Below are 26,012 nucleotides of genomic sequence, written 5' to 3'. Positions count from 1 at the left end.
CGAATGCTGGCGGGGGCCATCTCCTCCCGGCCCCCGTCGGCAACCATGGATTGGCAATGACCACTTATCCCACGCTTCACATGATCATCGATGGCGAGCGCATTTCCGGCGCAGGCCGCCGTACCCACGCCGTCGTAAATCCCGCCACCGGCGAGACCATCGGCGAGCTGCCGCTGGCCGAAGCCGCCGATCTCGATCGCGCGCTTGAAGTTGCCGCCAGGGGCTTCCACATCTGGCGCGAAAGCACGCCGCAACAGCGTGCTGCCGTGCTCCAGGGCGCGGCGCGTCTGATGATGGAGCGGCAGGAGGACCTCGCCCGCATCGCCACGATGGAAGAGGGCAAGACCCTGCCCGAGGCGCGCATCGAAGTTCTGATGAACGTCGGTCTGTTCAATTTCTACGCCGGCGAAGTCTTCCGCATCTATGGCCGCACGCTGGTCCGCCCCGCCGGACAGCGCAGCACGATCACCCACGAACCCGTTGGCCCTGTCGCTGCCTTCGCGCCATGGAACTTCCCGCTCGGCAATCCGGGTCGCAAGCTCGGCGCGCCCATCGCCGCTGGCTGCTCGGTCATCCTCAAGGCAGCGGAGGAAACTCCTGCGTCGGCATTGGGCGTTCTGCAATGCCTGCTCGATGCCGGGCTGCCCAAGGAAGTGGCGCAGGCCGTGTTCGGCGTGCCCGATGAAGTCAGCCGCCACCTGCTCGGCTCGCCCGTCATCCGCAAGCTGTCGTTCACCGGCTCGACCGTTGTCGGCAAGCACCTCATGCGCCTTGCCGCCGACAACATGCTGCGCACGACAATGGAATTGGGCGGCCATGGCCCGGTCCTGATCTTCGGCGATGCCGATGTGGACAAGGCCCTCGATACGATGGCCGCGTCAAAGTACCGCAATGCGGGGCAAGTCTGCGTCAGCCCCACACGCTTCATCGTCGAGGAGAACGTCTTCGAACGCTTCCGCGACGGCTTTGCCGAGCGCGTCGGCCGCATCAAGGTCGGCAACGGCCTTGAGGACGGCTCCCAGATGGGCCCGATGGCCAACGCCCGCCGACCCGAGGCGATGGACCGTCTGATCGGCGATGCTGTCACGCGCGGCGCCCGCCTCCACACCGGTGGTGAGCGCATCGGCAATGCGGGCTACTTCTACGCGCCCACAGTCCTCTCCGAAGTCCCGCTCGACGCGGCCATCATGAACGAAGAGCCGTTCGGCCCGGTCGCCTTGATCAACCCCTTCAGCGGCGAAGAGGCGATGATCACCGAGGCCAATCGCTTGCCCTATGGCCTCGCCGCCTATGCCTGGACCGAAAGCGCCTCGCGCCAGAAGCGTCTGGCTCGCGAGATCGAGACCGGCATGTTGGGTCTCAACACCACCATGATCGGCGGCGCGGACTCTCCGTTCGGGGGCGTAAGGTGGTCGGGCCACGGCGCGGAAGACGGCCCCGAAGGCGTGCTCGCCTGCATGGTCACCAAGGCCGTGCACGAAGGCTGACAGGCAGGCTTTGACGTGTTCTGGAAACCTATGGGCAACATGCTGATACTAGCGCGAAAGGGTCACCCCCTGTTGCCCGGAGCTTCCCATGCGTCCATCGCGCGCCCTGCTGGCTGCCACCAGCCTCCTGTCCGCGCCCTGCGCCATGGCCGCGCAAGAGGACGAACAGGTCTGGCTGGCCCAGTTCTCGACGATCGAGGTCGGGCAGAAAGTCCTGCTCTTTACCGATGTGCAACTGCGCTTCACCGATGGCGCGGACCGGCTTGGGCAGGTGCTGCTGCGCCCCGCCGTCGGATATCGCATCACGCCGAGCGACACCCTGTTCCTGGGCTACGCCTACGTCCGCACCGAACCGCTGAACGGCACGCCGACCGACGAACACCGCATGTTCCAGCAGGCGCTGGTTCGCGTGGTGGGCGGCCCCGGCAAGACTACGGTGACTTCGCGCACGCGTCTCGAACAGCGCTGGCTCGAAGGTCGCTCGGGCACGGGCTGGCGCCTGCGCCAGCAGGTCAGGCTCGATGCGCCGGTGGCCAAGGGCCTCAATGCCATCGCCTGGGCCGAACCCTTCGTCAACCTCGATACCACCGCATGGGGCCAGCGCGCCGGGTTCGACCAGTTGCGCGGCTTTGCCGGGGTGGGCGTGCCCATCGCCAGGGGCATCGCCATCGAGGCGGGATATTCGGGCCAGCACGTCAATCGTTTCAACGTGCCCGATCGCATGAACCATATCGGCAGCCTGTCGCTCACCATCCGCAGATGATGGATCGCAGGCTGCCTTTTCCGGGAAGGAAGCCTGCATGACCACAGAACTCAAGACCGGAGGCGAACAGGGTTACCTGCGCATCGCCACCGAAGAAGCCTTCGCCACGCGCGAGATCATCGACGTCTACCTGCGCATGATCCGCGATGGCACCGCCGACAAGGGCATGGTCTCGCTCTGGGGCTTCTATGCCACCTCCCCGTCCGAGCGCGCCACCCAGATTCTCGAGCGCCTGCTCGATCTGGGTGAGCGCCGCATCGCCGACATGGACGCCACCGGCATCGACAAGGCCATCCTCGCGCTGACCTCGCCCGGTGTCCAGCCGCTGCTCGATGTCGAAGAGGCAAAGACCCTCGCAGCCCGCGCCAACGACACGCTCGCGGCTGCCTGCGAGAAGTACCCGGACCGCTACATCGGCATGGGCACCGTTGCCCCGCAGGACCCGGAATGGTCGGCTCGCGAAATCCATCGGGGTGCGAAAGAGCTCGGCTTCAAGGGCATCCAGATCAACAGCCACACGCAAGGCCGCTATCTCGACGAGGAGTTCTTCGACCCGATCTTCCGCGCCCTCGTCGAGGTTGACCAGCCGCTCTACATCCACCCCGCCACGTCGCCGGATTCGATGATCGATCCGATGCTCGAAGCCGGGCTCGATGGCGCGATCTTCGGCTTCGGCGTTGAAACCGGCATGCACCTGCTGCGCCTCATCACCATCGGCATCTTCGACAAGTACCCGAGCCTGCAGATCATGGTCGGCCACATGGGCGAGGCGCTGCCGTACTGGCTCTACCGCCTTGATTACATGCATCAGGCCGGTGTCCGTTCGCAGCGTTATGAACGCATGAAGCCGCTCAAGAAGACTATCGCCGAATACCTCCAGTCCAACGTCCTCGTCACCAATTCGGGCGTGGCGTGGGAGCCGGCGATCAAGTTCTGCCAGCAGGTCATGGGCGAAGACCGCGTGATGTATGCGATGGACTACCCCTACCAGTACGTCGCCGACGAAGTCCGCGCGATGGATGCGATGGACATGAGCGCTGAAACCAAGAAGAAGTTCTTCCAGACGAATGCGGAGAAGTGGTTCAAGCTGTGATCCGCAGGCGCAGGGAGAGAATATGACCACCGAACCGCGCCGTACCCTGGCCCCCGGCGCATGGTACGCGCTGATCCTCGTCGCGTTGACCAACGCGATGAGCCTGCTCGACCGCCAGATCCTCGCCATCCTCGCGCCCGCGATCAAGAAGGACCTGGACATCGGCGATGCCGAGATGGGTCTGCTCTATGGCACTGTCTTCGCGTTGTTCTATGCGCTGTTCTCGCTTCCCGTCGGGCGCCTTGCCGATGGCTGGGTGCGCACGCGCCTGCTGGCCATCAGCCTGCTGTTCTGGTCTACCGCAACCGGCCTTGCCGGGTTCGCCTCGAGCTTCGCCATGCTCGCCCTGTCGCGCCTCGGCGTCGGCATTGGCGAGGCGGCGACGGCGCCGGCCGGCACCTCGCTGCTCTATGACTTCTGGCCCAAGCACCGCCGCGGCTTCGTCATGTCGGTCATCGCTTCGGCCATCGCTCTCGGCCTGGGCGGCTCGCTCATCCTGGGTGGCGTCGCCGCGGCATGGTGGGACGCCAGCCATGCGGCGGGCGGGCTCAAGGGCTGGCAATTCGCCTTCCTCGTCGCTGCCGCCCCCGGCTTCGTCCTTGCCGCTTTCGTGTGGATGCTGAAGGAGCCGCAGCGCGGGCAGATGGACGGCATCGAAACCGCACCCGAAGCCCATCCCTTCGCCCGGAGCCTCGCGCTGCTCGGCTCGGTCACCCCGGGCTTCCACTGGATTGGCATGAAGGGCAGGGGCGCCAGCCCCGCCATGGTGCGCGGCAACCTTGTGGCGCTCACCCTCATCGCCGTGGCTGCTTACGCGCTCACGCTGCTGAGCAACGCGATCAGCCCCAAGCCGCCGATGCAACTCGGCAGCATAACGCTCAATCCCCACGCCCTGCAGTGGAGCGTGATCGGCCTCGGCGTCTTCGTCATCGTCAACCTGATGCAGGGCATGAAGCTGGGCGACGCCCAAGCCTTCCGCGTCATCTCGCGCTCGCCCACGGTGATGATGTGCATTGCTGTGGGCACGCTGCAGTCGGTAATCAACTACGGCATGATGGCCTTCAACCCCAGCTTCCTGATCCGCACCTATGGCCTGACCATGCAGGAAACCGCGCTGCAGTTCGGCCTGCTCTCGGCTGCCATGGGCATCATCGGCCCGCTGGCATGGGGCCCGCTGTCCGATTGGTTGAACCAGCGCTTCCCCGGCGCCGGTCGCGCATGGGTTGCCCTGTTCGCGATGGCAGCTTCGCCGGTCATGTCGTTCTGGGTCTATTCCGCCGCCGATCCCGGCAGCTTCTATGCCCGCTTCCTGATCTACAGCTTCATCCTCACCGGCTGGATGCCGCCACTCTATGCGATCATGTACGATCAGGTCCTGCCGCGCATGAGAGGGCTCACCGCCAGCCTCTACCTGCTGGTGATGACGATACTTGGCATGGGCATCGGTCCCTATGTCGTGGGCCTCCTGTCCGACGCCACCGGCAGCTTGCGCACCGCGATGCTCTCCATCAACGCGGTGGCAATTCCCATTGCGGTCCTGATGCTCTTCATCGCTCGCCGCGCGCAGAAGGACGAGGCAACGCTGCTGGAGCGCGCCGCGGCCTAGCGAGGCTTCTTCGTGATTGCCGCGTTGAAGTCTGGGTCCTTGTTTGCGACCCAGCTCACGAACTTAGCGATTGCCGGGTTGGCCAGCAGAACCGAAGCGTCCATCCCGGCGCGCTGCAGTTCCGAGTTTGTGAATGTGGTGATCAGCGTATTCTGGCAGATCGCATGCATCGGTACGGTCTCGCGCCCACCCCGGCTCTTGGGCACGGGGTGATGCCAGACGATGGTCGAACCGGTAGGACGCCCGCAGAGCCAACATGGCGGCGGCGGCGGCGGCGCTTCGGCCTCGTCTTCGGTATCCTGCCAGGAATCGTGCTTGGAATGCTTGCGGGCCATCGGTGCGCCTTGGATCGAGGAGTCCTGCGCCCTTAGAGCGGTTTCCACCCATTCTGGTCAACCGTGACGGAGCCGATTTTCGCCCAGCGCGAGGAGCGAGGAGGGAGCCATGCCAACGCATAGTGACCGACGAGCGACGCTGTGATGCGCGAAAGGCGGCCCGCCCGACGCAATCACGGTGGACCAGAATGGGTGGAAACCGCTCTAACGACTTCTCAAGTCACCCGCCACACCCAGAGCTTGATCCCCAGCGGATAGCGTGCGCCCGAGCAGACGAATATCGACCGGTTCATCCAGTCATACTTCCCCTTGGGCGCGATGAACTCGGGCACCGTGCGGAAATAATACTCCGCCGGATCGACTTCCTGCCCCGATGCCAGCCGCTGCATGACCTCCGGAGGGCCGTGCCGCAGCCCGCGATTGCGGATCTGGATCACCACCCCGTCATCGGTCTCGAGCGCATAGATCGCATCGGCCACGGTCACCCCGTCAGGCCGCGTCACCTGCCAGTCCGCCGCATTTCCGATCAGCTTGCCCCTGATCAGCGGCCCTTCCACGCGACCGCCGCCGACGATCGGAATGATCCGCCGCGTCCCGTCAAAGGTCTCGCCGATCGCCACCGGCGGCTCCAGCTCGCCGGTAGCCTCATAGACGAACTCGAGGCCCGGTTGGATCACGCAGCCATCTCCTTCTCCACCAGCCCGATCTCATCCGCATTCGCCCAGTTGCCATGCAGGCCGAAGCGCAGGCGGATGGGGATGTGCACTGTGGCCACCGGGCCCTTCTCGATCTCCAGCGCGTCGAAGATCAGCAGGTCGCTGCGCTGCTCTTCCAGCCGGTTGCAAACCTGCACGATCCAGCCGTCGCCTTCGGGAGCATCCTTGGAGCGCGGCACGAAGCACGGTTCCTGCAGGCTCGATACCGGGCCGCACCACCAGTGCTGTTCGCGCCCCGTTTCGAAATCCTTGTGGAACAGGCAGTTCATCAGCAGTCCACCGGCACTGCCACCGCGCAGCTCGACCGGGCGTTTCATGTCCATCTCGAGGAACCAGCCGTGGCGGGTCTTGCGTCCCGCAAAGCGATCGTCGATGCGCGGGAACTCCGACGCCGTGTCCGAAAGCCTCACGATCTCGGCAAAGTCCTCGCCATTGCTTGCCATGTCGACCACCCAGTCCGTCGGGTAGCTCATCGCTTCCATGCCGTTGAACGGTGCACCGTGGACGTCGGGGAAGAACGGGAACATGTTGTTCTTCGCCTCGCACGTCACGAAGTGGACCTTCGTCCCTTCCTGCCAGGCGTTTAGCACGTGGCTTGCAAAGCAGTTGTCGCGTGTGAACCAGCGGATGTCTTCCTGACGCACGTCATCGCGGCGGGGAATGATGCCAAGGTGCACCGGCTTGGTCGTGTCGAAGCCGAAGTGCGGCATGCCCTTTTCCAGGCGGTCCCAGCTGCCGATCGAAGGCACGATGTGCAGCACCAGGTAATCCTCGGTGATGCCGAAGTCATGCATCATGCAGTAGTAGGGCACCTTGAACCACACCTCGCGGATCAGCTCGCCTGTCGGACTCACTTCCATGTAGGTCACATCGTCGGTGCACAGCCCGCTCGCGGCGTAGCCGATGGCGACCATGTTGCCGGTCCTGGGATCGACCTTGGGATGCGCGGTAAAGGTCTGCCCGGTCATCTTGCCGCCGAACTTCTCGAACCCGAACGTCTCCATCGTTGCCGGATCCATTACGAGGGCAGGGGAGTCCTCCTTCATCGCCCACAGCTTGCCGCCGAAGATGAAGGCGTTGGTGTTGGCGGTCGAACGGATCTCGCCCTTGACCGCTTCGTCATCGGTCAGCGGGTTGCGATAGGCGCCGAACAGGGCCTTTCCGGCTGCGTTCTCCAGCTTCCATTTGTCCGTCTTTGCCCAGCGTTGGCGGAAGTCCACCTGGCCGTCATGGATATGAAAGCGGGTGATCATGCCATCGCCATTGAACGCAATGTCGTCGGCAAGACGCGGAGGAAACTGCGGGTCGGGCTGGACGCGATAGAATGCGCCGTTTAACTCTTGCGGAATCGTGCCTTCGTGGGCCAGATCGGCGATATCCGCCTCGATCCGCGATGGCGTGTTGAATCCCGTGAAGCTGGGGGTGTTCGGAAATTGAGCCATGGCATCCTCCTCGCGATATTGTATGTAATGCTAACAATTAGACAAGCGCAATCGTTGGGGGCAGGGCATTGATCAAGGACAAATTCGCCGACGCCATCGCGCCCGTCGGCCACACCGACGAGGATGACGTCGGCGCGATCAACGATATTCTCGGCTTCCACATCCGTCTCGCCCACGGCGCGTGCCTCAGGCATTTCACCGAAACCTTCACCGATCTCGATCTCACGCAGAAGCAGGTGTCGGTGCTCTGGCTGGTCGACGATCACCCCGGCATCGCCCAGACCGATCTGGCGCAGCGCCTGCGTATGGACCGCGCCACGACCATGGCGATCATCAACCGCCTTCAGGCCAAGCATTTCCTGCGGCGTGATCGCTCGCCACGGGACGGGCGCAAGCAGGCGCTGTTCCTCGAGCCCGCTGGCGTCGAAATGCTGGCCCGGGCCAAGCAGGCCATCGGCGAGCACGAGGCCTGGGTGAAAAGCCGCTTTACCGACAAGGAAGTGCGGCAACTCATCGAACTGCTTTCCAGAATCCACGAATAAGTTATATCAGATAGCAATAAGCCATTCTTGGAGAGGATTCGGGCCGCATGTCACAAACCCCGCGCGAGGTGATCGAGCAGACGCCCATGGGTGTCCGCCAGTGGATCGTGGTGGTCCTGATGGTGCTGTTGAACGCGCTTGACGGGTTTGACGTGCTGTCGAGCGCCTTTGCCGCGCCGGGTATCACCGCCGATTGGGGCATTGCCCGCCCGGCGCTGGGCGTGGTGCTTTCGGCCGAGCTGCTCGGCATGGGCTTCGGTTCGGTGCTGCTCGGTGGGGCGGCAGACCGGTATGGCCGCAAGTTTACCATGCTTGCCTGCCTCGTGCTGATGGCGATTGGCATGTATCTGGCAAGCATCGCGACGGCGGTTCAGCCGATGGTTGCCTACCGGTTCCTTACCGGCATCGGCATCGGCGGGATGCTCACCACAACCAACGCGGTGGTTGCCGAAAGCACCAACAGCCGTTGGCGCTCTGTCGCCATCGCGGTCTATGTGGCGGGCTATCCGCTGGGCGCGATCGTCGGCGGAATTGCCGCATCGGAATGGCTGCTACCCACCTACAGCTGGCACGCGGTGTTTCTGTTCGGCGCCGCGGTGACCGCAGTCCTGATCCCGGTCATCCTGGTGCTGGTGCCCGAAACGGCGGCCTATCTGGCGACGAAGCGCAATCTGGCGGGCGTGAACCGCACGCTCGCCGCGTTTGGCAAGCCTGCCATCAGCGATCTGCCGGTGATCGTGGCGGGTACCGCCAAGCCTCGGGTAACCGATATCCTGTCCAACCCCAGACTGCGCCCGGTCACCTTGCTCCTGGCGTTCGGCTACACGTTTCATTGCATCACCTTCTATTACATCCTGAAGTTCGGGGTGCAGATCGTGTCCGATTATCCGCCGGGCTATCCTCCGGCGCAGGCGGCCACGGTGCTGACATACGCCAACATCGGCGGGTTCCTGGGCAGCGCGCTTTTCGGCTTCGTGATGGCGCGGCTGGGGGTCAGGTGGCCGACCGCGCTGATGCTGCTGATCGGCGCGATGCTGGTGGCCTGGTTCGGCACCGGGCGTGATACGCTCAATGCGTGGCAAATGGCGACGATGATCGCCGGTTTCTTCACCAATGCGGCGATCAGCGGCTACTATGCCGCCTTTGCGCGCGGCTTCCCGGCCTATGCGCGGGCCACCGGCACAGGTTTCGCGCTGGGCGTCGGGCGGCTGGGGGCTGCGGGAAGTCCGTTGCTGGCGGGCACTCTGTTCGGCTGGTTGGGGGATGACCAACTGTTGACGGTATCGATCATCATGGCAATGGGCTCGGTGGTCAGCCTCGTGCTGTTCCTGATGCTGCCCGAGCGCGATGGCGACGACGTGATGGCGGATCAGCCTGCGGGGTAGGATCACTTCAGCATCCTTGACCGGATCGAAGGGGGTGGAATGCGCGTGACCAGAAGCCTCGTTTCGCCCCTGCTTTGCATGGCCCTGTTATGGGGGAGTTGCGGGGGAGTTGCCGCAGAGTCACCCCAGAGTTCGCGAGAGTTGGAAAGTTCTTCTCCACTGGTCTGGGACGGCCATAACGACGTCCCCGAGCAGCTCCGCGAACGCCGCAAGGATGTTCTGGAAGGCTTTGATTTCAATGACACGCGCAGCGTCGGGATGATGACCGACTTGCCCAGAATGCGCGCCGGAAATGTGGGAGGGCAGTTCTGGTCGGTCTATGTCTCGGCCGATCTGCCAGAGCCGCAGGCGGTGCAGGCCACGCTTGAACAGATCGACGTGATGAAGCGCCTGATCGCGCGGCACCCGGCTGAAATGCAGTTCTGCATCGACACGGCCTGCGTCGAAAAAGCGTGGAAATCGAAGAGGATAGCCTCGCTCATCGGCATGGAGGGCGGCCATTCGATAGGCGGCTCGCTGGGCGTCCTGCGCCAGATGCACGCTCTAGGCGCGCGCTACATGACGCTGACGCATTTCAAGAACAATGCCTGGGCGGATAGCGCCACCGACGCCCCCGCGCACGATGGTCTGACGCCGTTCGGAAGACAAGTTGTCAAGGAAATGCAACGGCTTGGCATGCTGGTCGACCTCGCCCACGTCAGCGAGGCGACCATGCGTGACGTGCTGGCGCTGGGCGGTCCGCCGCCGATCGTAAGCCACTCCAACGCCCGTGCGATCAACCACCACGCTCGCAATGTCTCGGACGAGACGCTGAAGGCGATCGGCGTTGCTGGCGGCATCGTCATGGTCAACTTCTATCCGCCCTATGTCGTTGAAGCGGCACGACAATGGAGCGCTGCGCGGGACGCCGAAGCGGCGCGCGCCAAGGCGCTCAATCGTGGCGATCCCGCCGCCGAGAAGGCGGCGCTCGCGGCTTGGGACAAGGCTAACCCGATGCCGCGCGGCAGCGTCAAGGACGTCGCGGATCATATTGATCACATTGCAAAATTGATCGGCGTCGGCCACGTCGGCCTCGGCGGAGACCTCGATGGTGTCGAGGCCACGGTGCAGGGCATGGAAGACGTCTCGACCTACCCCGTGCTCTTCGCCGAACTGTCCCGGCGCGGCTGGTCGAAGGCGGATCTCGGGAAGCTTGCCAGCGGTAACATCCTGCGGGTGATGAAGGCTGCCGAGGCTTATGCCGCCGCGCACCGCAGCGATGCCCCGCTTGAAAGCGCGACGACGTTCTGACGTTTCATTTCGCCGCCATTTTCGCTCTCGACGCAAGGGCGGGAAGGCGGCAAGATAGTTTGGTTCAATAACAATCTGGACGGAGAGACCACCTTGTTTACCCACACTTTCCTTGGCACCAATGACATCGAAAAGTCGCGCAAGTTCTACAGCGCGGTAATGCAGACTCTCGGTCACAATGCGGTGGAACTGCCGCACGGCACGCTGTTCCCTTCGCCCAACGGCTCGCTGATCGTGGCGAAGCCAAGCAACGGCGAAGCGCACACCGTCTCCAACGGCTACACGCTCGGCTTCAAGGCGGCCGATTCCTCGGTGGTTGATGCCTGGCACGCCGCAGGCCTTGCTAACGGCGGCACCTGCGAAGGTCAGCCGGGCGTTCGCGAAAACTCGCCGGGCAAGCAGTATGGCGCCTACCTGCGCGATCCGGATGGCAACAAGATCTGCGCTTTCGCGCCCAATCCCAACGCCTGATCGCCAGCCGCCCCGGTATCGAGCCGGGGCGGCCTTCACATGTCCGTGATCCCGTAAGGCACCAGATCGCGGGCATGCGGGTCGACCACGATGGCGCGGTCGCTGGGCGGGAAGGCGCGCTGGTCGCACTTGTCGCGCGGGCAGATGCGGCAGGAAATGCCGATCCGCGTCACGGCCTCGGGTCGTGCAAGATTGATCCCGTCGGCATAGATGAACTCATCGGCCAGCGCCGCCTCGCAGCCCAGGGCCACGGCGTAGCGGCGCGGTATGCGATAATAGCTGCCCGAAGGCTTCACCAGGCCCTTGGCAATCGAGACATAGCGCACGCCATCGGGCATTTCTGCGGCCTGCACGTGGATCCGATCGGGGATCGCCACGGCTTCGTGCACCACCCATAGCGGGCAGGCACCGCCGAAGCGGGCGAACTGAAGGCGCGTGGCCGAGTGGCGCTTGGTGATGTTGCCGGCCATGTCGACGCGGCAGAAGAACATCGGAATCCCGCGCGCCTGCGGGCGTTGCAGCGTCGACAGGCGATGGCAGACCTGCTCGAAGCTGGCCCCGAAAGTCAGGCGCAGCTGATCGATATCATGCCGCAGCGCACGGGCGCGGGTGCGGAACCATTCGTAGGGCATGATCAGCGCGCCTGCCGCATAATTGCCCAGGCCTACGGTCAGGAGCTGGCGCGCGGCGTCCGATTGCAGCGTTGCCTCGCCGACGATGGCGCTGATTTCATCGCGCAGGGCTTCGGCCGCCAGCTGGTATGCGATCTGGAACCGGGCGGATTCGATCGGCTGGTTGGGATCTATGGTGAGGCGGCGCGCTTCGGGGTCGAAGCGCCGCATTGCCCCGCCGCTGACCTGTTCAACCGCGATGCCGCGACTCTCCAGCCAGCTTGCCATTTGCGCCGATGTCGGCGTCAGCCCGGTGCCGGATAGTCGCACCGCCAGTCGTTCGGCGGCGCGGTCGATAGTATCGACGTAGTTGTTGGCGTGGTGGAACCAGTCGCGCACTTCTTCCCACGGCAGGCGGCCGCCGGAGATACTGTCCGATCCCAGCGCCTCGTCGATGGCTTCGAGCCGCTGAACCGAGCGGCGGTGCTGGTCCCACAACTGGGCGAAGGCCTGGGCGAAGGCGGGGTATTGCTCTGCAACGCGCTCCACCTGATCGCCGGGAAGCATCTGGCCCAGCATCGGATCGGCGGTGGCATCGCGCAAGGCGGAAAGCACCGGCTCGACCCGGTCGGCAGCGAAGTCCTGCCATTCGACCGGAAAGCTCTGCTGCAACCGGTCGGTCAGCGCAGGGGTCAGGGGGCGCTCGTCATTCTCGATCTGCGAGAGATAGGAGGCGCTGATCCCCAGAAGCGATGCCATCTCGCCCTGGCGCAGCTTTCGCGTGACGCGCAGAGCCTTGAGTTGTTCGCCTGCAAACAAGCGGCGTCGTGCCATTTATCCCGTCCCCCGGCTTCGACCGGTTTTGCAAAGTGACCCTTCGCAAGTTTGCAGAATAACATTGGACTTGGCAAGCGGCGTGGCGCAGTTGGAACGCCGATCCGCGCCCGGTGTCGTTCCGGCAGGGCGCGGGCGCGGCTCTGGCGTGGCGCCTCGGGGAGGAGGAGCAGGCCGGAGTCGCAGCAGAAAACGGTCCGCCAGTCAGAAGAAGGGATGCCACGCATGTCCGCCAATATCGCCGAAATGGAAAAGCGCCGGGAAGCCGCGCGGCTGGGTGGCGGGCAGAAGCGCATTGATGCCCAACATGCCAAGGGCAAGTTGACCGCACGCGAACGCCTCGAAGTGCTGCTGGATGAGGGCAGCTTCGAGGAAGTGGACATGTATGTCGAGCATAACTGCGTCGACTTTGGCATGCCCGACACCGTCATTCCGGGCGATGGCGTGGTCACCGGATCGGGCACGATCAACGGCCGTCTGGTCTATGTGTTCAGCCAGGACTTCACGGTGTTCGGCGGATCGCTTTCGGAACGGCACGCACAGAAGATCTGCAAGATCATGGACATGGCGCTGAAGGTCGGCGCGCCGGTGATCGGCCTCAACGATTCCGGCGGCGCACGCATCCAGGAAGGCGTGGCCTCGCTCGGCGGCTATGCCGAGGTGTTCCAGCGCAACGTGCTGGCCTCGGGCGTGGTGCCGCAGCTTTCGCTGATCATGGGGCCGTGCGCGGGCGGCGCGGTCTATTCGCCTGCCATGACCGACTTCATCTTCATGGTGAAGGACAGCTCGTACATGTTCGTCACCGGCCCGGATGTGGTCAAGACCGTGACCAACGAGGTCGTCAGCCAAGAGGAACTGGGCGGCGCGGTGACGCACACGACCAAGACCTCGGTCGCCGACCTCGCGCTGGAGAACGACATCGAGGCGCTGCTGGCGGCGCGCGATTTCTTCGATTACCTGCCGCTGTCGAACCGCCAGGACGTGCCCGAGCGGCCCACCTCGGATCCTTACGACCGCCTCGAGCCCAGCCTCGATACCATCGTGCCGGCTTCGGCGACGCAGCCCTATGACATGCACGAAGTCATCCGCAAGACAGTGGACGAGGGCGAGTTCTTCGAGATCCAGCCCAAGCATGCCGCGAACATCATCTGCGGTTTCGGGCGCGTCGAAGGCCGCACCGTGGGTGTGGTCGCCAACCAGCCGATGGTGCTGGCAGGTGTGCTCGACATCAACTCCTCCAAGAAGGCCGCGCGGTTCGTGCGCTTCTGCGATGCGTTCAACATTCCGATCGTGACCTTCGTCGACGTTCCGGGCTTCCTCCCCGGCACGGCGCAGGAGCACAATGGCATCATCAAGCACGGCGCCAAGCTGCTCTTCGCCTATGCCGAGGCGACCGTCCCGAAGATCACCGTCATCACCCGCAAGGCCTATGGCGGCGCCTATGACGTGATGGCCTCCAAGCACCTGCGCGGCGACCTCAACTACGCCTGGCCGACCGCCGAAATCGCGGTGATGGGCGCCAAGGGCGCGGTCGAGATCATCTTCCGCGGGCTTTCCGCCGAAGAGCAGGCGGTGAAGACCAAGGAATACGAGGACCGCTTCGCCAATCCGTTCGTGGCAGCCAGCAAGGGCTTCGTCGACGAGGTGATCCACCCGCACTCGACGCGCCGCCGTGTCGCGCTGGGTCTCAGGAAGCTCAAAAACAAGGCCCTCGAGAACCCGTGGAAGAAGCACGACAACATTCCGCTCTGACTTGTCCCAAGACTTTGGAAAGACTGACCATGACCGACATCTACATCGTCTCGGGCGCGCGTACCGCCATCGGCTCGTTCGGCGGCGGCCTTGCCTCGCTGCGTCCGGCCGAAACCGGCGCGATTGTCATCAAGGAAGCGATTGCCCGCGCCGGGATCACGCCTGACAATGTGCAGAACGTGGTGATCGGCACGGTCGTGCCGACCCAGCCCAAGGATGCCTATGTCAGCCGCGTCGCGGCGGTAAACGCGGGCGTGCCGATCGAGGCTCCCGCCATGAACGTCAACCGCCTGTGCGGTTCGGGCCTGCAGGCGATCGTCTCGGCGGCGCAGGGCATTGCCCTTGGCGAGCAGGACATTGCCATCGGCGGCGGCGCTGAAAGCATGTCGAACGCGCCGCACATGGTGCTGACCGCGCGCAACGGGCAGAAGATGGGCGACCAGGTGCTGATGGACGCCATGCTCGGCGCGCTGCACGATCCGTTCGAGAACATCCACATGGGCGTGACGGCGGAGAACGTGGCCGAGCGCTGCGCGATCAGCCGCGAGGAGCAGGACGCGCTGGCGGTGGAAAGCCACAAGCGTGCGGCCGCAGCCATCGCAGCGGGCTACTTCAAGGAGCAGATCGTCCCGGTCGAGATCAAGACCCGCAAGGGCGTGACGGTGTTCGATACGGATGAGCACGTGCGCGCCGATGCCTCGGTCGAGGCGATGGCTGGCCTCAAGCCGGTGTTCAAGAAGGACGGCACGGTTACCGCCGGCAACGCGAGCGGAATCAACGACGGCGCGGCAGCGGTCGTGCTCGCCAGCGGCAAGGCGGTTGAAGAGCATGGGCTGAAGCCGATGGCCAAGATCCTCGGCTGGGGCCATGCGGGCGTGGAACCGAACGTGATGGGTCTGGGGCCGGTCAAGGCCGTGCCGGTGGCATTGCAGCGGGCGGGGCTGACGCTCGACCAGATCGACGTGATCGAAAGCAACGAGGCTTTTGCGGCGCAGGCCTGCGGCGTGGCCAAGGAACTGGGCTTCGATCCGGCAAAGACCAACGTCAACGGCTCGGGCATCTCGCTCGGCCATCCGATCGGTGCGACCGGCGCGATCCTGACGATCAAGACGATGTACGAACTGCACCGCACCGGCGGACGCTATGGCCTCATCACCATGTGCATCGGCGGCGGTCAGGGCATCGCCATGGTCATCGAGAAGGTCTGAACATGAAACTGGGCCGCCTCAACCACGTGGGCGTTGCAACGCCGGACATCGACGCTTCCATCGCGTTCTATCGTGACGTGATGGGCGCAAGTGACATCACCGAGCCGTTCGTGCTGGAAAGCCAGCAGGTGCGGGTGTGCTTCGTCAATACGCCGGGCGAGAACGGCACGGCGGGGACGCAGATCGAGCTGATCCAGCCGACCAGCCCGGACAGCGCAGTGGGCAAGTGGCTCGCGGCCAATCCCTTGGGCGGGCAGCACCACCTTTGCTACGAAGTGCCCGATATTCACGAGGCCAAGGCCTGGTTCGAGGGGCAGGGCAAGCGCGTGCTCGGCGAACCCCGCATCGGTGCCCACGGAACGCTGATCTTCTTCGTGCACCCCAAGGACATGGGCGGGCAGCTGACCGAGATCATGGAGACGCCCAAGGACGGGCATCACTGAGGGTGAGAGAACCGTCACCCTGAACTTGTTTCAGGGTCCATCGTGCGAATGGCACGGCGGTTCGAGTGGCAAAATGGATGCTGAAACAAGTTCAGCATGACGTGCGAGATGGCAAAATGACCGACAAGACACTGGCCGACTGGCAGGCTGCCGCCGCCAAGGAAGTGAAGGGTAAAGACCTGACCTGGCAGACGCCGGAAGGCATCGCCGTCAAGCCACTCTACACCGCCGAGGACGTGACTTCCGATCCCGGCCTTCCCGGTTTCGCCCCGTTCACGCGCGGCGTCCGCGCCTCGATGTATGCGGGCCGCCCCTGGACCATTCGCCAGTACGCCGGCTTTTCCACCGCCGAGGAATCCAACGCCTTCTATCGCCGCAACCTTGCCGCGGGTCAGAAGGGCCTCTCGGTCGCCTTCGACCTTGCCACGCACCGTGGCTATGACTCCGACCATCCGCGCGTGGTGGGTGACGTCGGCAAGGCGGGCGTTGCCATCGACAGCGTCGAGGACATGAAGATCCTGTTCGACGGCATTCCGCTCGATCAGATGTCGGTATCGATGACGATGAACGGCGCGGTCATTCCGATCCTCGCATTCTTCATCGTGGCGGGTGAAGAGCAGGGCGTAGATCGCAAGCTGCTCGACGGGACCATCCAGAACGACATCCTCAAGGAGTTCATGGTCCGCAACACCTACATCTACCCACCCGAGCCCTCGATGCGGATCATCTCGGACATCTTCGGCTACACCAGCCGCGAGATGCCCAAGTTCAACTCGATCTCGATTTCCGGCTACCACATGCAGGAAGCCGGGGCGACGCAGGTGCAGGAACTGGCCTTCACCATCGCCGACGGCATGGAATACGTGAAGTATGGCGTCGCCTCGGGGCTGGACATCGACAAGTTCGCCGGGCGCCTGTCGTTCTTCTTCGCCATCGGCATGAACTTCTTCATGGAAGTGGCCAAGCTGCGCGCCGCGCGCGTGCTGTGGCACCGGGTGATGACCAAGCTCGGCGCGCAGGACGAGCGCTCCAAGATGCTGCGCACCCACTGCCAGACTTCGGGCGTGTCCTTGCAGGAGCAGGACCCCTACAACAACGTCATCCGCACCACGATCGAGGCGATGGCCGCGATGCTGGGCGGCACCCAGTCGCTCCACACCAACGCTCTCGACGAAGCCATCGCGCTGCCGACCGACTTTTCCGCCCGTATCGCGCGCAACACACAGATCGTGATCCAGGAAGAGACCGGCATGTGCAACGTGGTCGATCCGCTCGGCGGGTCGTACTACATCGAGGCGCTGACGCAGGAACTGGTCGACAAGGCCTGGGAAATCATCGAGCGCGTCGAGGCCGATGGGGGCATGGCCAAGGCCGTGGCCGCTGGCTGGCCCAAGGCGATGATCGAGGAAGCCGCCGCCGGGCGTCAGGCCCGCGTCGACCGTGGCGAGGACGTGATCGTCGGCGTGAACAAGTATCGCCTGGCGAGCGAGGACAAGCTCGAAACGCTGGAAGTCGACAACCATGTTGTCCGCGAAGCCCAGATCGCCCGCATCAAGCGCGTGCGCGAGACGCGTGACGAAACGAAGTGCCGTGCTGCGCTTAATGCCTTGACCGAAGGTGCAAAGACCGGCGGCAACCTGCTGGAACTCGCCGTGGAAGCCGCGCGCCACCGCGCCACGCTGGGCGAGATTTCGGATGCGATGGAAGTCGTGTTCGGCCGCCACGGCACTTTCCCGACCCCGGTGAAGGGCGTCTACGGCTCGGCCTATGCCGGGGATTCGCGCTACCAGCAGGTGCTGGATGGTGTCGAGGCGGTGACGCACCGGCTTGGCCGCAAGCCCCGCATGCTCGTCGCCAAGATGGGCCAGGACGGGCACGATCGCGGCGCCAACGTGATTGCCTCGGCCTTTGGCGACATGGGCTTCGAGGTGACCTCCGGCCCGCTGTTCCAGACGCCCGAGGAAGCTGCCGCGCTGGCACTCGAGAAGGACGTCGATGCGGTTGGCGCATCTTCGCTCGCCGCCGGGCACAAGACGCTGATCCCCGAACTGATCGGCCATCTCAAGGCCGCAGGGCGTGCGGACATCAAGGTCGTGGCAGGGGGCGTGATCCCGCCGCAGGACTACGATTTCCTGCGCGAAGCCGGGGTGCAGGGCATCTACGGTCCAGGCTCGAACGTGGTCGAATGCGCCGCAGACATGCTGCGCCTGCTTGGCCACAACATGCCGCCGCCGGGTAGCGAGATCGACGCCGCCTGATAGTATTCGCGCCTTACAACGGGAGAGATGCGATGACACAGAAGCTCGAAACGCTGTCGGTCCACGCCGGGTGCGAGCCTGATCCGACCACCAAGGCGCGGATCACGCCGATCTACCAGACGGCCAGCTACGTGTTCGACAGTGCCGAGCACGCCGCGAACCTGTTCTCGCTGGCCGAGTTCGGCAACATCTACACGCGCATCATGAACCCGACCAACGCCGCGCTTGAAGCGAAGATTGCGGCGTTGGAAGGCGGCGTGGCTGCGCTGGGCGTGGCATCGGGCCATGCCGCGCAGTTCATCGTGTTTCACACCCTGATGGAGCCGGGCTGCGAGATCGTTGCGGCCAAGAAGCTCTATGGCGGCACGCTCAACCAGTTCGCGCACAGCTTTGCCAAGTTCGGCTGGAAGGCGGTTTTCGTCGATGCCGACGATCCGGCTGCGGTTGCTGCCGCGATCACCGACAAGACGCGCGGCGTGTTCATCGAAAGCCTCGCCAACCCCGGCGGCGTGGTGCAGGACATTGCCGCGATTGCCGAGGTTGCGCACGCGGCGGGCGTGCCGTTGATCGTCGACAATACGATGGCCAGCCCCGCGCTGTGCCGCCCGATCGAACATGGCGCGGACATCGTCGTCCATTCGTGCACCAAGTTCCTCAACGGCCACGGCAATTCCATCGGCGGGCTGATCGTGGATTCGGGCAAGTTCGACTGGGCGGCTACGACCAAGTTCCCCTCGCTCACCCAGCCCAACCCGAGCTACCACGGCGCGGTGCTGACCGAGGCGTTGAAGCCCGTGGGCCCCATCGCCTTCATCATCGGCTGCCGGGTGCTCGGCCTGCGCGATCTCGGGCCGTCGATGGCGCCGATGAACGCGTTCCTGACGCTGACCGGCATGGAAACTCTGGCGCTGCGCATGGAGCGGCATTGCAGCAATGCGCTGCATCTGGCGCAGTGGTTGCAGGCGCATCCCAAGGTGGCGTGGGTGTCCTACGCAGGTCTGCCGGAAGACCCCTATCACCAGCTGGCCAAGCAGTACCTTGGCGGCAAGGGTGGCGCGGTGTTCACCTTCGGCGTGAAGGGCGGCTACGAGGCGGGCGTCAAGCTGGTCCAATCGGTCAAGCTGTTCAGCCACCTCGCCAACATCGGCGACACCCGCTCACTGATCATCCACCCCGCCTCGACCACGCACAGCCAGTTGGGCGAGGAAGAGCTGGTGGCCGCGGGCGCGGGCGCGGACACCGTGCGCGTGTCGGTGGGTATCGAACACATCGACGACATCGTCGCCGACCTCGCGCAGGCGCTGGAGCTGGTGTGATCTTGGCTTCTTCGCCTTGCCTCTTCCCCGTCACCCCGGGTTTGACCCGGGGTCCCGCTGCCTTTTGCGCGGTCACGGGATTAGCGGGACTTCGGGTCGAGCCCGGGGTGACGATTGAAGGTGAGGCTTCGGAATGAACTTTTTGCGCTTTGTCCTCATCGTATTTGTGATCGTCGCGTGCTGGTTGTTCCTAGGTATTTCCGCTTTGGACTTTGCAGAAACGAATTGGCACGTCTGCGGAATTCCTGACGCAAGCAATCCAACAGCTCTTTGTGAATTCAGAGAAGCAATTGCGATTGTGTTTCTTGTTTCCTTGCTTGTTGCTCTTTGCGGGGCAGTTTACTGGCTCAACAATAGGTCTCGCTGAATGTTCAAGAAAATCCTCATCGCCAACCGTGGTGAAATTGCCTGCCGTGTGATCAAGACGGCGCGTCGGATGGGTATTCGGACGGTGGCGGTCTATTCCGATGCCGATGCGCGGGCGCCGTTCGTGCAGATGGCAGATGAAGCCGTGCATATCGGGCCGGCGCCGGCCGCGCAGTCGTACCTGATTGCCGACAAGATCATTGCTGCTTGCAAGCAGACCGGCGCGGAAGCCGTGCATCCGGGTTACGGCTTCCTGTCCGAGCGCACCTCGTTTGCCGAGGCGCTGGCGGCAGAGAACATCGCGTTCATTGGCCCGCCTGTCGGCGCGATTGCCGCGATGGGCGACAAGATCGAGTCCAAGAAGCTCGCCAAGGAAGCGGGCGTCAACGTCGTCCCCGGCTTCGTCGGCGAGATCGAGGACACCGAGCATGCCGTGCGCATCTCGGACGAGATCGGCTATCCGGTGATGATGAAGGCCTCGGCCGGCGGTGGCGGCAAGGGCATGCGCCTGGCCTACAGCGAGAAGGACGTGCGCGAGGGCTTCGAGGCCGTGAAGCGCGAGGGCCTGAACTCGTTCGGCGATGACCGCGTGTTCATCGAGAAATTCATCCTCAACCCGCGCCACATCGAGATCCAGATCCTCGGCGACAAGCACGGCAACATTCTCTACCTCAACGAGCGCGAATGCTCGATCCAGCGCCGCCACCAGAAGGTGGTGGAAGAAGCGCCTTCGCCCTTCGTCACCCCGAAAATGCGCAAGGCCATGGGCGAACAGTGCGTCGCGCTGGCCCGCGCGGTGGGCTATTACTCCGCAGGCACAGTGGAACTGATCGTGTCGGGCGCTGACCCCTCTGGCGAGAGCTTCTACTTCCTTGAGATGAACACCCGCCTGCAGGTGGAGCATCCCGTCACCGAGGCGATCACCGGCATCGACCTTGTCGAGCAGATGATCCGCGTCGCCTATGGCGAAAAGCTGCAGATGTCGCAGGACGACATCAAGATCGATGGCTGGGCGATCGAAAACCGCGTCTATGCCGAAGATCCCTATCGCGGTTTCCTGCCCTCGACCGGGCGCCTGATCCGCTACAACCCGCCGCTGGCCGGATGGACCGACGATGGGCAGGCCAATGGCCGTCGCGGTGTCGATGGCGTGCGCGTGGACGATGGCGTCTATGAAGGCGGCGAAGTCTCGATGTTCTATGACCCGATGATTGCCAAGCTGGTGACCTGGGGCAAGACGCGCGACGAGGCGGCGGACAAGCAGATCCAGGCACTCGACGCTTTCGAGATCGAAGGGCTTGGCCACAATATCGACTTCGTCAATGCGATCATGCAGCACCCGCGCTTCCGTTCGGGCGAGCTGACCACCGGCTTCATTGCCGAGGAATACCCGGACGGCTTCCACGGCGCGGCAACGTCGGACGAACTGAAGCAAACGCTGGCGGCGCTGGCAGCATTTCTTGCCACCGCGCGGTCGGACCGGGCGCGGCAGGTCGACAACCAGCTTGGCCACGACCTCGATCCGCCGTCGGAATGGGCGGTGAAGATCGGTGGTTCGACCTATGCGGTGGAACTGACCGAGGACGAGATCAGCGTTGATGGCAAGGCCATCGACATCGCGCTCGAATACACCCCGGGCGACCGCATGGTGCATTGCGAGGTCGACGACAAGCCGCTGTCAGTGAAGGTCGAAACCACGCGCGCCGGGTTCAAGCTGACGACGCGGGGCGCGATCCATGACGTGCAGGTGCTGCCCGCCCACATCGCGCACCTGACCAGGCACATGATCGAAAAGATCCCGCCCGATCTTTCGAAGTTCCTGATCTGCCCGATGCCGGGCCTGCTCGTCAGCCTCAACGTGGGCGAGGGCGATACCGTGGAAGCAGGCCAGCCGCTCGCCGTGGTCGAAGCGATGAAGATGGAGAACATCCTGCGCGCCGAAAAGGCGGGCAAGGTCAAGTCGGTCAACGCCAAGGCGGGCGACAGCCTGGCGGTCGACGCGATCATTCTGGAAATGGAGTGAGGCCGGGCGGGGCGGCGCCATGTGCCCACCCCGCTGCGACTAGAATCGCTTCGCTCTCCAAGTCTCGCGGCCCTCCCGTTTACGGGAGGGCAGGAACAGGTTCTTCAACTCCCCTCCCGCACGCGGGAGGGGTTGGGGGTGGGCTGTCTCAGCTCCGGAAAATCTTGCCCGGATTGAAGATGTTGCCCGGGTCCAGCACTTGCTTGAGCGAGCGCATCACGTCCACCGCGTCCTCGCCCAGTTCATCGATGAGGCATTGCTGCTTGCCAATGCCGACGCCGTGCTCGCCGGTGCAGGTGCCGTCCATGGCCAGCGCCCGGGCGACCATGCGATGGTTGACCGCTTCCACTTCTGCCATTTCGTGCGGCGCATTCGGGTCAATCGAGAAGACGAGGTGGAAGTTGCCGTCGCCGACGTGTCCAAGGATCGTGGCGGGCACGCTGCAACCGTCGAGATCGGCGCGGGTGGCAAGGATGCATTCGGCCAGCCGGCTCATCGGCACGCAGACGTCGGTGGTCAGGCCGATGGCGCCGGGCCGCAAGTTGACGGCAGCATAATAGGATTCGTGCCGCGCGCGCCACAGGCGGTTGCGATCTTCGGCCAGTGTTGCCCACTGGAACGCGCCACCGCCGTTGGCCGAAGCCAAGCCCTTGACCGTCTCGACCTGCTCGGCAACCCCGTTGGGGGTGCCGTGAAATTCGAAGAACAGCGTCGGCGCTTCGGGCAGACCCAGCTTGCTTCGCAAATTCACCGCATGGACCTGCATGGCATCGAGCAGTTCGATCCGCGCCATCGGCACGCCGCAATGGAAGGCCTGCACCACCGTTTCGATCGCGCCGGACAGCGTCTCGAATGGGCAGGTTGCGGCCATGATCGCTTCCGGCACCGGATGAAGTCGCAGGGTGATGCCGGTGATGACGCCCAACGTGCCTTCGGAGCCGATGTAGAGCCGCGTGAGATCGTATCCGGCGGCAGACTTCTTGGCGCGCTTGCCAGTGCGGATAACCTTGCCCTGCGGCGTCACCACCTCCAGGCCCAGCACGGCCTCGCGCATCGTGCCATAGCGGACTGCGTTCGTGCCCGAGGCGCGCGTCGAGGCCATGCCGCCGATCGAGGCGTTCGCACCCGGATCGATCGGGAAGAACAGGCCGCTGTCGCGCAGGTGCGCATTGAGCGCCTCGCGGCGGATGCCGGGCTGCACGGTGCAGTCGAAATCGGCATGGTTTACAGCCAGGACTGCGTCCATCGGCGTCAGGTCCAGACTGACCCCGCCTTCGAGTGGCAAGGTGTGGCCTTCCAGCGATGTGCCGGCGCCAAAGGGCACGATGGCCACGCCGGCTTTGCGGCACAGGTTGACGCAATCGACCACGTCCTGCGTTGACCGGGCAAAGACCACGGCATCCGGAAGAACGGTGGGATACTGCGATTCGCTGGCGCCATGCTGGGCGAGGATTGCTTCGCTCGTCTGACATTGCAGGCCGAAGCGGGCCGAAAGACGGTCGAGAAAGCCGTTGGGCAAAGGGCGGGCATGCGGGACAGACAGGGTTTCCATGTTTACGGCCTAACCCATCGACACCCTTTTTGCAGCAACTGCCCTAATTGATATAGCGCCTGCGCGTTCAGCCGCGATAAAGCGCGAATGCGGAATTCTCTTCGTGCGTTCGAGCTTTGCGGCTCTGGCGGCTTCTGGAACTGAACAGGGTGTATCGATGAAGAAGATGATGGGTGCGATGATCGTTGCAGGGCTGGCCGCCTCGGCGCTGGCGGGCGGAACCGCCTTTGCCCAGGCCAAGGGCGATCCGGTTGCGGGCAAGAAGATTTTCATGCGTTGTATCGCCTGCCATGCCGTGCAGCCGGGCGCCGGTGCCAAGATGGGTCCCAACCTTGCGGGCGTTGTCGGGCGCAAGGCCGCGGCGGCTCCGGGCTTCAAGTATTCCGCGGCGATGCAGAAGGCCAAGATCAAGTGGGATGATGCCACGCTCGACAAGTGGCTCACGCGCCCTGCCGCGGTTGTTCCCGGCACTTCGATGGCGTTTGCGGGCCTGCCCAATGCTGCAGACCGCGCCAACGTGATCGCCTATCTCAAGAAGCCCAACTGAGCTTGCCTATTAGGGCGTCACGATATTGAATGCAGGGTCCGGCTTGTCGAGCCAGCCGATGAGGCGGGCGAAGGCCGCCGGATCCCCTTCGATCTTCGCCTCGCCGGAGGCAACCTTGGCCGCAAGCGGCTGACCTGCAAACAAGGCTGACAGCAAATCGGCATAACGCACCGTCAGCGTCGCCTGCCGCCCTTCGCGCAGGCCCTTGCGGTGAACCAGCACGCCATTGGCGATCGTTACCGTCCAGTCCTGATCCTTGTCAGGAAAGACGAACCCGAGCGAGGCAGAGCCGTCTCCAGCCTTGGCCGGATCGAGCCGCACCGCAAGGACTTCGAACAAGTCTGACGGCGGGAGTTGGCTGATCAGGGCTGCACCGCCGGTGGGATCGGTTGCGGTGACTCCCATTTCCAGTTCGGTCGCGCCGGTGAGATACATGTTGCGCCACAGTGCGTTCTCGCTCTGGTAGGCGAGCTGGCGATAGGTACGGGCAAGCAGGCTCTTTGCCGCAGCATCATTGCCATCGGCGAAAATCACCTTGTCGAGCAATTCCGCCGTCCAGCCGTAATCGCCCTTGGCGAAGGCGTCCTCTGCCAGGGCGCGCACCCGCGCTGCACCGCCCAATGCTTCGACATATCGCCTTCCGCCCTGTTCCGGGGGCAGGGGAGCGAGATGGACGGGGTTGCCATCGTACCAACCCATGTAGAACTGATACACGGCGCGGCTGTTGAAGCTGTAGGAGCCGTAATAAGGCCGGTCGTACCACTTTGCCGCCAGCGCAGGGGGCAGCGTGAGCTGCGCCGCGATTTCAGGCCCGGTCAGGCCCTTGTTCATCAGCCGCACGGTCTGATCATGAAGGTAGGCATAGGCATCGCGGTGCTTGGCGAGATAACTGGTGATCTCGCCTGCACCAAAGCGGGGCCAGCCATGGCTGGCGATCAGCACTTCGGACCCTGCAAAGAAGTCGATCGCCTCGGTCAGCCCTTGCGCCCAGGCCTTGGCATCGCGGATCACTGCCCCGCGCGGGGTGAGGATGTTGTGCTGTGTGACGTTGGCGTTCTCGGCCAGGTCGGCAACCTTCCAATCTGGGAAGCCGAAGTTCATCTCGGCAGGGGCTTCGGTTCCGGGCGTGATCTGGAAGCGCACGCGCACGCCGTCGAGCACGAGTTCCGTGCCGGTCTCGCCGATTTCGCGCGTTGGCGGGATCAGGCTGCGCCCGCCTGCCGCCACACCCATGCCGATGCCCGAGCCCATCGAGCCTTCCGGGCCCTTGGGCAAGCCCAGGCCGAACTGATAGGAGGCGCGACGCCCCATTGCGGGACCTGCAATGACGTTCTCGCTGACGGCAGCGCGGGTGAAGCCCTGCGGAGCAATGATCGGCGCGTCCTTGGCCATGACCGAGGTGAACGCACCCGCGCCGCCGAAATGATCGACGTGGCTGTGAGTGTAGATCATGGCGGTGACGGGGAGCCTTGCCACCTTCTCGGAGATCAGCGCGTAGGCGGCGGCCGCAGTCTCGGTGGCAGTCAGCGGGTCGATCACGATCCAGCCCTGGTCCCCACGCACGAAGGTCACGTTGGCGACGTCGAACCCGCGCACCTGCCAGATGCGGTCCGTCACCTTGAACAGGCCGGCCTTGCCGAGCACCTGGGCATGACGCCACAAACTGGGGTTCACGGTGGCAGGGGCAGGGCCATTGGCAAAGGCGAAGGCGGCGGTGTCCCACACCGGCTTGCCCGCGGCGTCGCGGATCACCGGGTCTTTCAGCGTTGCCACGAACCCGCGGGTTGCGAAATCGAAGTCCTGTCGGTCGGCCATCGGCAGGTCGGCGAGGGCCGCGGCGTTGGCCTTGCGGGTGGCGTCGGTCGGTGCATCGGCCCGGGCCGGGCCTGCAACGAGCAGCAGTGACGCGCTGGCGGTCAGGGCGCGGCAAAAGTTCGTGAAACGCATGTCCTCTCCCGGCTCCGTTCCATGT

Annotated in this window: 21 protein-coding genes; 15 read left to right on the top strand and 6 right to left on the bottom strand. The window is 64.2% G+C overall.

Annotation, left to right across the window (positions count from 1 at the left end):
- Nucleotides 1-56: 56 nt before the first annotated feature.
- From IM701_RS12490 to IM701_RS12475, 4 genes are all read left to right on the top strand, one after another.
- A complete protein-coding gene (locus tag IM701_RS12490) occupies nucleotides 57-1,487 on the top strand; it encodes an NAD-dependent succinate-semialdehyde dehydrogenase (RefSeq protein ID WP_193827106.1) in 1,431 nt (476 codons plus the stop codon).
- Nucleotides 1,488-1,575: 88 nt separating this feature from the next.
- The gene (locus IM701_RS12485) at nucleotides 1,576-2,250 is read left to right on the top strand and encodes a DUF2490 domain-containing protein (protein WP_193827105.1); all 675 of its coding nucleotides are present in this window, start codon (nucleotides 1,576-1,578) and stop codon (nucleotides 2,248-2,250) included.
- 37 nt (nucleotides 2,251-2,287) lie between these two features.
- The gene (locus IM701_RS12480) at nucleotides 2,288-3,343 is read left to right on the top strand and encodes an amidohydrolase family protein (RefSeq protein ID WP_193827104.1); all 1,056 of its coding nucleotides are present in this window, start codon (nucleotides 2,288-2,290) and stop codon (nucleotides 3,341-3,343) included.
- A gap of 22 nt (nucleotides 3,344-3,365) precedes the next feature.
- Entirely contained in the window at nucleotides 3,366-4,949 is a 1,584-nt protein-coding gene (locus IM701_RS12475; protein ID WP_193827103.1) for an MFS transporter, read from the top strand.
- Here IM701_RS12475 and IM701_RS12470 read toward each other — a convergent pair.
- The 3 genes from IM701_RS12470 to IM701_RS12460 all read right to left on the bottom strand — a co-directional run bounded on the left by IM701_RS12470 (nucleotide 4,946) and on the right by IM701_RS12460 (nucleotide 7,442).
- Nucleotides 4,946-5,284 carry a hypothetical protein gene (locus tag IM701_RS12470; RefSeq protein ID WP_193827102.1) on the bottom strand — a complete coding sequence of 113 codons (339 nt, stop codon included), beginning with the start codon at nucleotides 5,282-5,284 and terminating at the stop codon, nucleotides 4,946-4,948. The two genes, IM701_RS12475 and IM701_RS12470, sit on opposite strands and share 4 nt — an antisense overlap.
- 215 nt (nucleotides 5,285-5,499) lie before the next feature.
- Nucleotides 5,500-5,961 carry a DUF3237 domain-containing protein gene (locus tag IM701_RS12465; protein ID WP_039331805.1) on the bottom strand — a complete coding sequence of 154 codons (462 nt, stop codon included), beginning with the start codon at nucleotides 5,959-5,961 and terminating at the stop codon, nucleotides 5,500-5,502.
- Complete coding sequence (locus tag IM701_RS12460) at nucleotides 5,958-7,442, bottom strand: carotenoid oxygenase family protein (protein WP_193827101.1); 1,485 nt, start codon at nucleotides 7,440-7,442, stop codon at nucleotides 5,958-5,960. Before IM701_RS12460 ends, IM701_RS12465 begins: the two co-directional genes overlap by 4 nt.
- Nucleotides 7,443-7,510: 68 nt before the next feature.
- On the opposite strand from IM701_RS12460, the gene IM701_RS12455 reads away from it, so the two are divergent.
- From IM701_RS12455 to IM701_RS12440, 4 genes are all read left to right on the top strand, one after another.
- Complete coding sequence (locus IM701_RS12455) at nucleotides 7,511-7,984, top strand: MarR family winged helix-turn-helix transcriptional regulator (protein WP_039331808.1); 474 nt, start codon at nucleotides 7,511-7,513, stop codon at nucleotides 7,982-7,984.
- 47 nt (nucleotides 7,985-8,031) lie between these two features.
- Nucleotides 8,032-9,369 (top strand): MFS transporter, encoded by a 1,338-nt coding sequence (locus IM701_RS12450; RefSeq protein ID WP_193827100.1) that lies wholly within the window; start codon nucleotides 8,032-8,034, stop codon nucleotides 9,367-9,369.
- A 141-nt stretch (nucleotides 9,370-9,510) separates the two neighbouring features.
- Complete coding sequence (locus IM701_RS12445; protein WP_230487693.1) at nucleotides 9,511-10,659, top strand: dipeptidase; 1,149 nt, start codon at nucleotides 9,511-9,513, stop codon at nucleotides 10,657-10,659.
- Between the two features lie 93 nt (nucleotides 10,660-10,752).
- On the top strand, nucleotides 10,753-11,130 hold the full coding sequence (locus tag IM701_RS12440; protein WP_039331812.1) for a VOC family protein: 378 nt from the start codon (nucleotides 10,753-10,755) through the stop codon (nucleotides 11,128-11,130).
- A 35-nt stretch (nucleotides 11,131-11,165) separates the two neighbouring features.
- On the opposite strand, the gene IM701_RS12435 is transcribed toward IM701_RS12440, so the two are convergent.
- Nucleotides 11,166-12,575 carry a short-chain fatty acyl-CoA regulator family protein gene (locus tag IM701_RS12435; RefSeq protein ID WP_039331814.1) on the bottom strand — a complete coding sequence of 470 codons (1,410 nt, stop codon included), beginning with the start codon at nucleotides 12,573-12,575 and terminating at the stop codon, nucleotides 11,166-11,168.
- A gap of 225 nt (nucleotides 12,576-12,800) precedes the next feature.
- Between IM701_RS12435 and IM701_RS12430 the strand changes: the two genes are divergently transcribed.
- From IM701_RS12430 to IM701_RS12405, 6 genes are all read left to right on the top strand, one after another.
- The gene (locus IM701_RS12430; RefSeq protein WP_062342692.1) at nucleotides 12,801-14,327 is read left to right on the top strand and encodes an acyl-CoA carboxylase subunit beta; all 1,527 of its coding nucleotides are present in this window, start codon (nucleotides 12,801-12,803) and stop codon (nucleotides 14,325-14,327) included.
- A gap of 29 nt (nucleotides 14,328-14,356) precedes the next feature.
- Nucleotides 14,357-15,535 carry an acetyl-CoA C-acyltransferase family protein gene (locus IM701_RS12425; protein ID WP_193827098.1) on the top strand — a complete coding sequence of 393 codons (1,179 nt, stop codon included), beginning with the start codon at nucleotides 14,357-14,359 and terminating at the stop codon, nucleotides 15,533-15,535.
- A 2-nt stretch (nucleotides 15,536-15,537) separates the two neighbouring features.
- Nucleotides 15,538-15,978, top strand: a complete 441-nt coding sequence (gene mce / locus IM701_RS12420; protein WP_039331821.1) for a methylmalonyl-CoA epimerase — start codon at nucleotides 15,538-15,540, stop codon at nucleotides 15,976-15,978.
- A gap of 116 nt (nucleotides 15,979-16,094) precedes the next feature.
- The gene (gene scpA, locus IM701_RS12415; RefSeq protein WP_193827097.1) at nucleotides 16,095-18,236 is read left to right on the top strand and encodes a methylmalonyl-CoA mutase; all 2,142 of its coding nucleotides are present in this window, start codon (nucleotides 16,095-16,097) and stop codon (nucleotides 18,234-18,236) included.
- Between the two features lie 32 nt (nucleotides 18,237-18,268).
- Nucleotides 18,269-19,552, top strand: coding sequence for an O-acetylhomoserine aminocarboxypropyltransferase (locus IM701_RS12410; protein ID WP_193827096.1), 1,284 nt, complete (start codon nucleotides 18,269-18,271; stop codon nucleotides 19,550-19,552).
- Between the two features lie 367 nt (nucleotides 19,553-19,919).
- Entirely contained in the window at nucleotides 19,920-21,941 is a 2,022-nt protein-coding gene (locus IM701_RS12405) for an acetyl/propionyl/methylcrotonyl-CoA carboxylase subunit alpha (RefSeq protein WP_193827095.1), read from the top strand.
- Between the two features lie 148 nt (nucleotides 21,942-22,089).
- On the opposite strand, the gene IM701_RS12400 is transcribed toward IM701_RS12405, so the two are convergent.
- Nucleotides 22,090-23,493 (bottom strand): FAD-binding oxidoreductase, encoded by a 1,404-nt coding sequence (locus IM701_RS12400; protein WP_193827094.1) that lies wholly within the window; start codon nucleotides 23,491-23,493, stop codon nucleotides 22,090-22,092.
- Nucleotides 23,494-23,650: 157 nt separating this feature from the next.
- Here IM701_RS12400 and IM701_RS12395 point away from each other — a divergent pair, with 157 nt between their 5' ends.
- Complete coding sequence (locus tag IM701_RS12395) at nucleotides 23,651-24,040, top strand: cytochrome c family protein (protein WP_369820982.1); 390 nt, start codon at nucleotides 23,651-23,653, stop codon at nucleotides 24,038-24,040.
- A gap of 9 nt (nucleotides 24,041-24,049) precedes the next feature.
- Here IM701_RS12395 and IM701_RS12390 read toward each other — a convergent pair whose 3' ends face one another.
- The gene (locus IM701_RS12390) at nucleotides 24,050-25,987 is read right to left on the bottom strand and encodes an alkyl/aryl-sulfatase (RefSeq protein WP_062342681.1); all 1,938 of its coding nucleotides are present in this window, start codon (nucleotides 25,985-25,987) and stop codon (nucleotides 24,050-24,052) included.
- Nucleotides 25,988-26,012 lie beyond the last annotated feature (25 nt).

It is taken from the genome of Novosphingobium sp. ES2-1 (assembly GCF_015169775.1).
Taxonomy (GTDB): Bacteria; Pseudomonadota; Alphaproteobacteria; order Sphingomonadales; family Sphingomonadaceae; genus Novosphingobium; species Novosphingobium subterraneum.
Note: the sequence above shows the minus strand (reverse complement) of the source record. Positions and strands in the feature narration are given on the sequence as shown.

Bases quoted from the DNA above. Each gene is read 5' to 3' on its own strand.
- IM701_RS12490 (WP_193827106.1), top strand. From the start codon at position 57: ATGACCACTTATCCCACGCTTCACATGATCATCGATGGCGAGCGCATT.
- IM701_RS12485 (WP_193827105.1), top strand. From the start codon at position 1,576: ATGCGTCCATCGCGCGCCCTGCTGGCTGCCACCAGCCTCCTGTCCGCG.
- IM701_RS12480 (WP_193827104.1), top strand. From the start codon at position 2,288: ATGACCACAGAACTCAAGACCGGAGGCGAACAGGGTTACCTGCGCATC.
- IM701_RS12475 (WP_193827103.1), top strand. From the start codon at position 3,366: ATGACCACCGAACCGCGCCGTACCCTGGCCCCCGGCGCATGGTACGCG.
- IM701_RS12470 (WP_193827102.1), bottom strand. From the start codon at position 5,284: ATGGCCCGCAAGCATTCCAAGCACGATTCCTGGCAGGATACCGAAGAC.
- IM701_RS12460 (WP_193827101.1), bottom strand. From the start codon at position 7,442: ATGGCTCAATTTCCGAACACCCCCAGCTTCACGGGATTCAACACGCCA.
- IM701_RS12450 (WP_193827100.1), top strand. From the start codon at position 8,032: ATGTCACAAACCCCGCGCGAGGTGATCGAGCAGACGCCCATGGGTGTC.
- IM701_RS12435 (WP_039331814.1), bottom strand. From the start codon at position 12,575: ATGGCACGACGCCGCTTGTTTGCAGGCGAACAACTCAAGGCTCTGCGC.
- IM701_RS12430 (WP_062342692.1), top strand. From the start codon at position 12,801: ATGTCCGCCAATATCGCCGAAATGGAAAAGCGCCGGGAAGCCGCGCGG.
- IM701_RS12425 (WP_193827098.1), top strand. From the start codon at position 14,357: ATGACCGACATCTACATCGTCTCGGGCGCGCGTACCGCCATCGGCTCG.
- mce (WP_039331821.1), top strand. From the start codon at position 15,538: ATGAAACTGGGCCGCCTCAACCACGTGGGCGTTGCAACGCCGGACATC.
- scpA (WP_193827097.1), top strand. From the start codon at position 16,095: ATGACCGACAAGACACTGGCCGACTGGCAGGCTGCCGCCGCCAAGGAA.
- IM701_RS12410 (WP_193827096.1), top strand. From the start codon at position 18,269: ATGACACAGAAGCTCGAAACGCTGTCGGTCCACGCCGGGTGCGAGCCT.
- IM701_RS12405 (WP_193827095.1), top strand. From the start codon at position 19,920: ATGTTCAAGAAAATCCTCATCGCCAACCGTGGTGAAATTGCCTGCCGT.
- IM701_RS12400 (WP_193827094.1), bottom strand. From the start codon at position 23,493: ATGGAAACCCTGTCTGTCCCGCATGCCCGCCCTTTGCCCAACGGCTTT.
- IM701_RS12395 (WP_369820982.1), top strand. From the start codon at position 23,651: ATGAAGAAGATGATGGGTGCGATGATCGTTGCAGGGCTGGCCGCCTCG.
- IM701_RS12390 (WP_062342681.1), bottom strand. From the start codon at position 25,987: ATGCGTTTCACGAACTTTTGCCGCGCCCTGACCGCCAGCGCGTCACTG.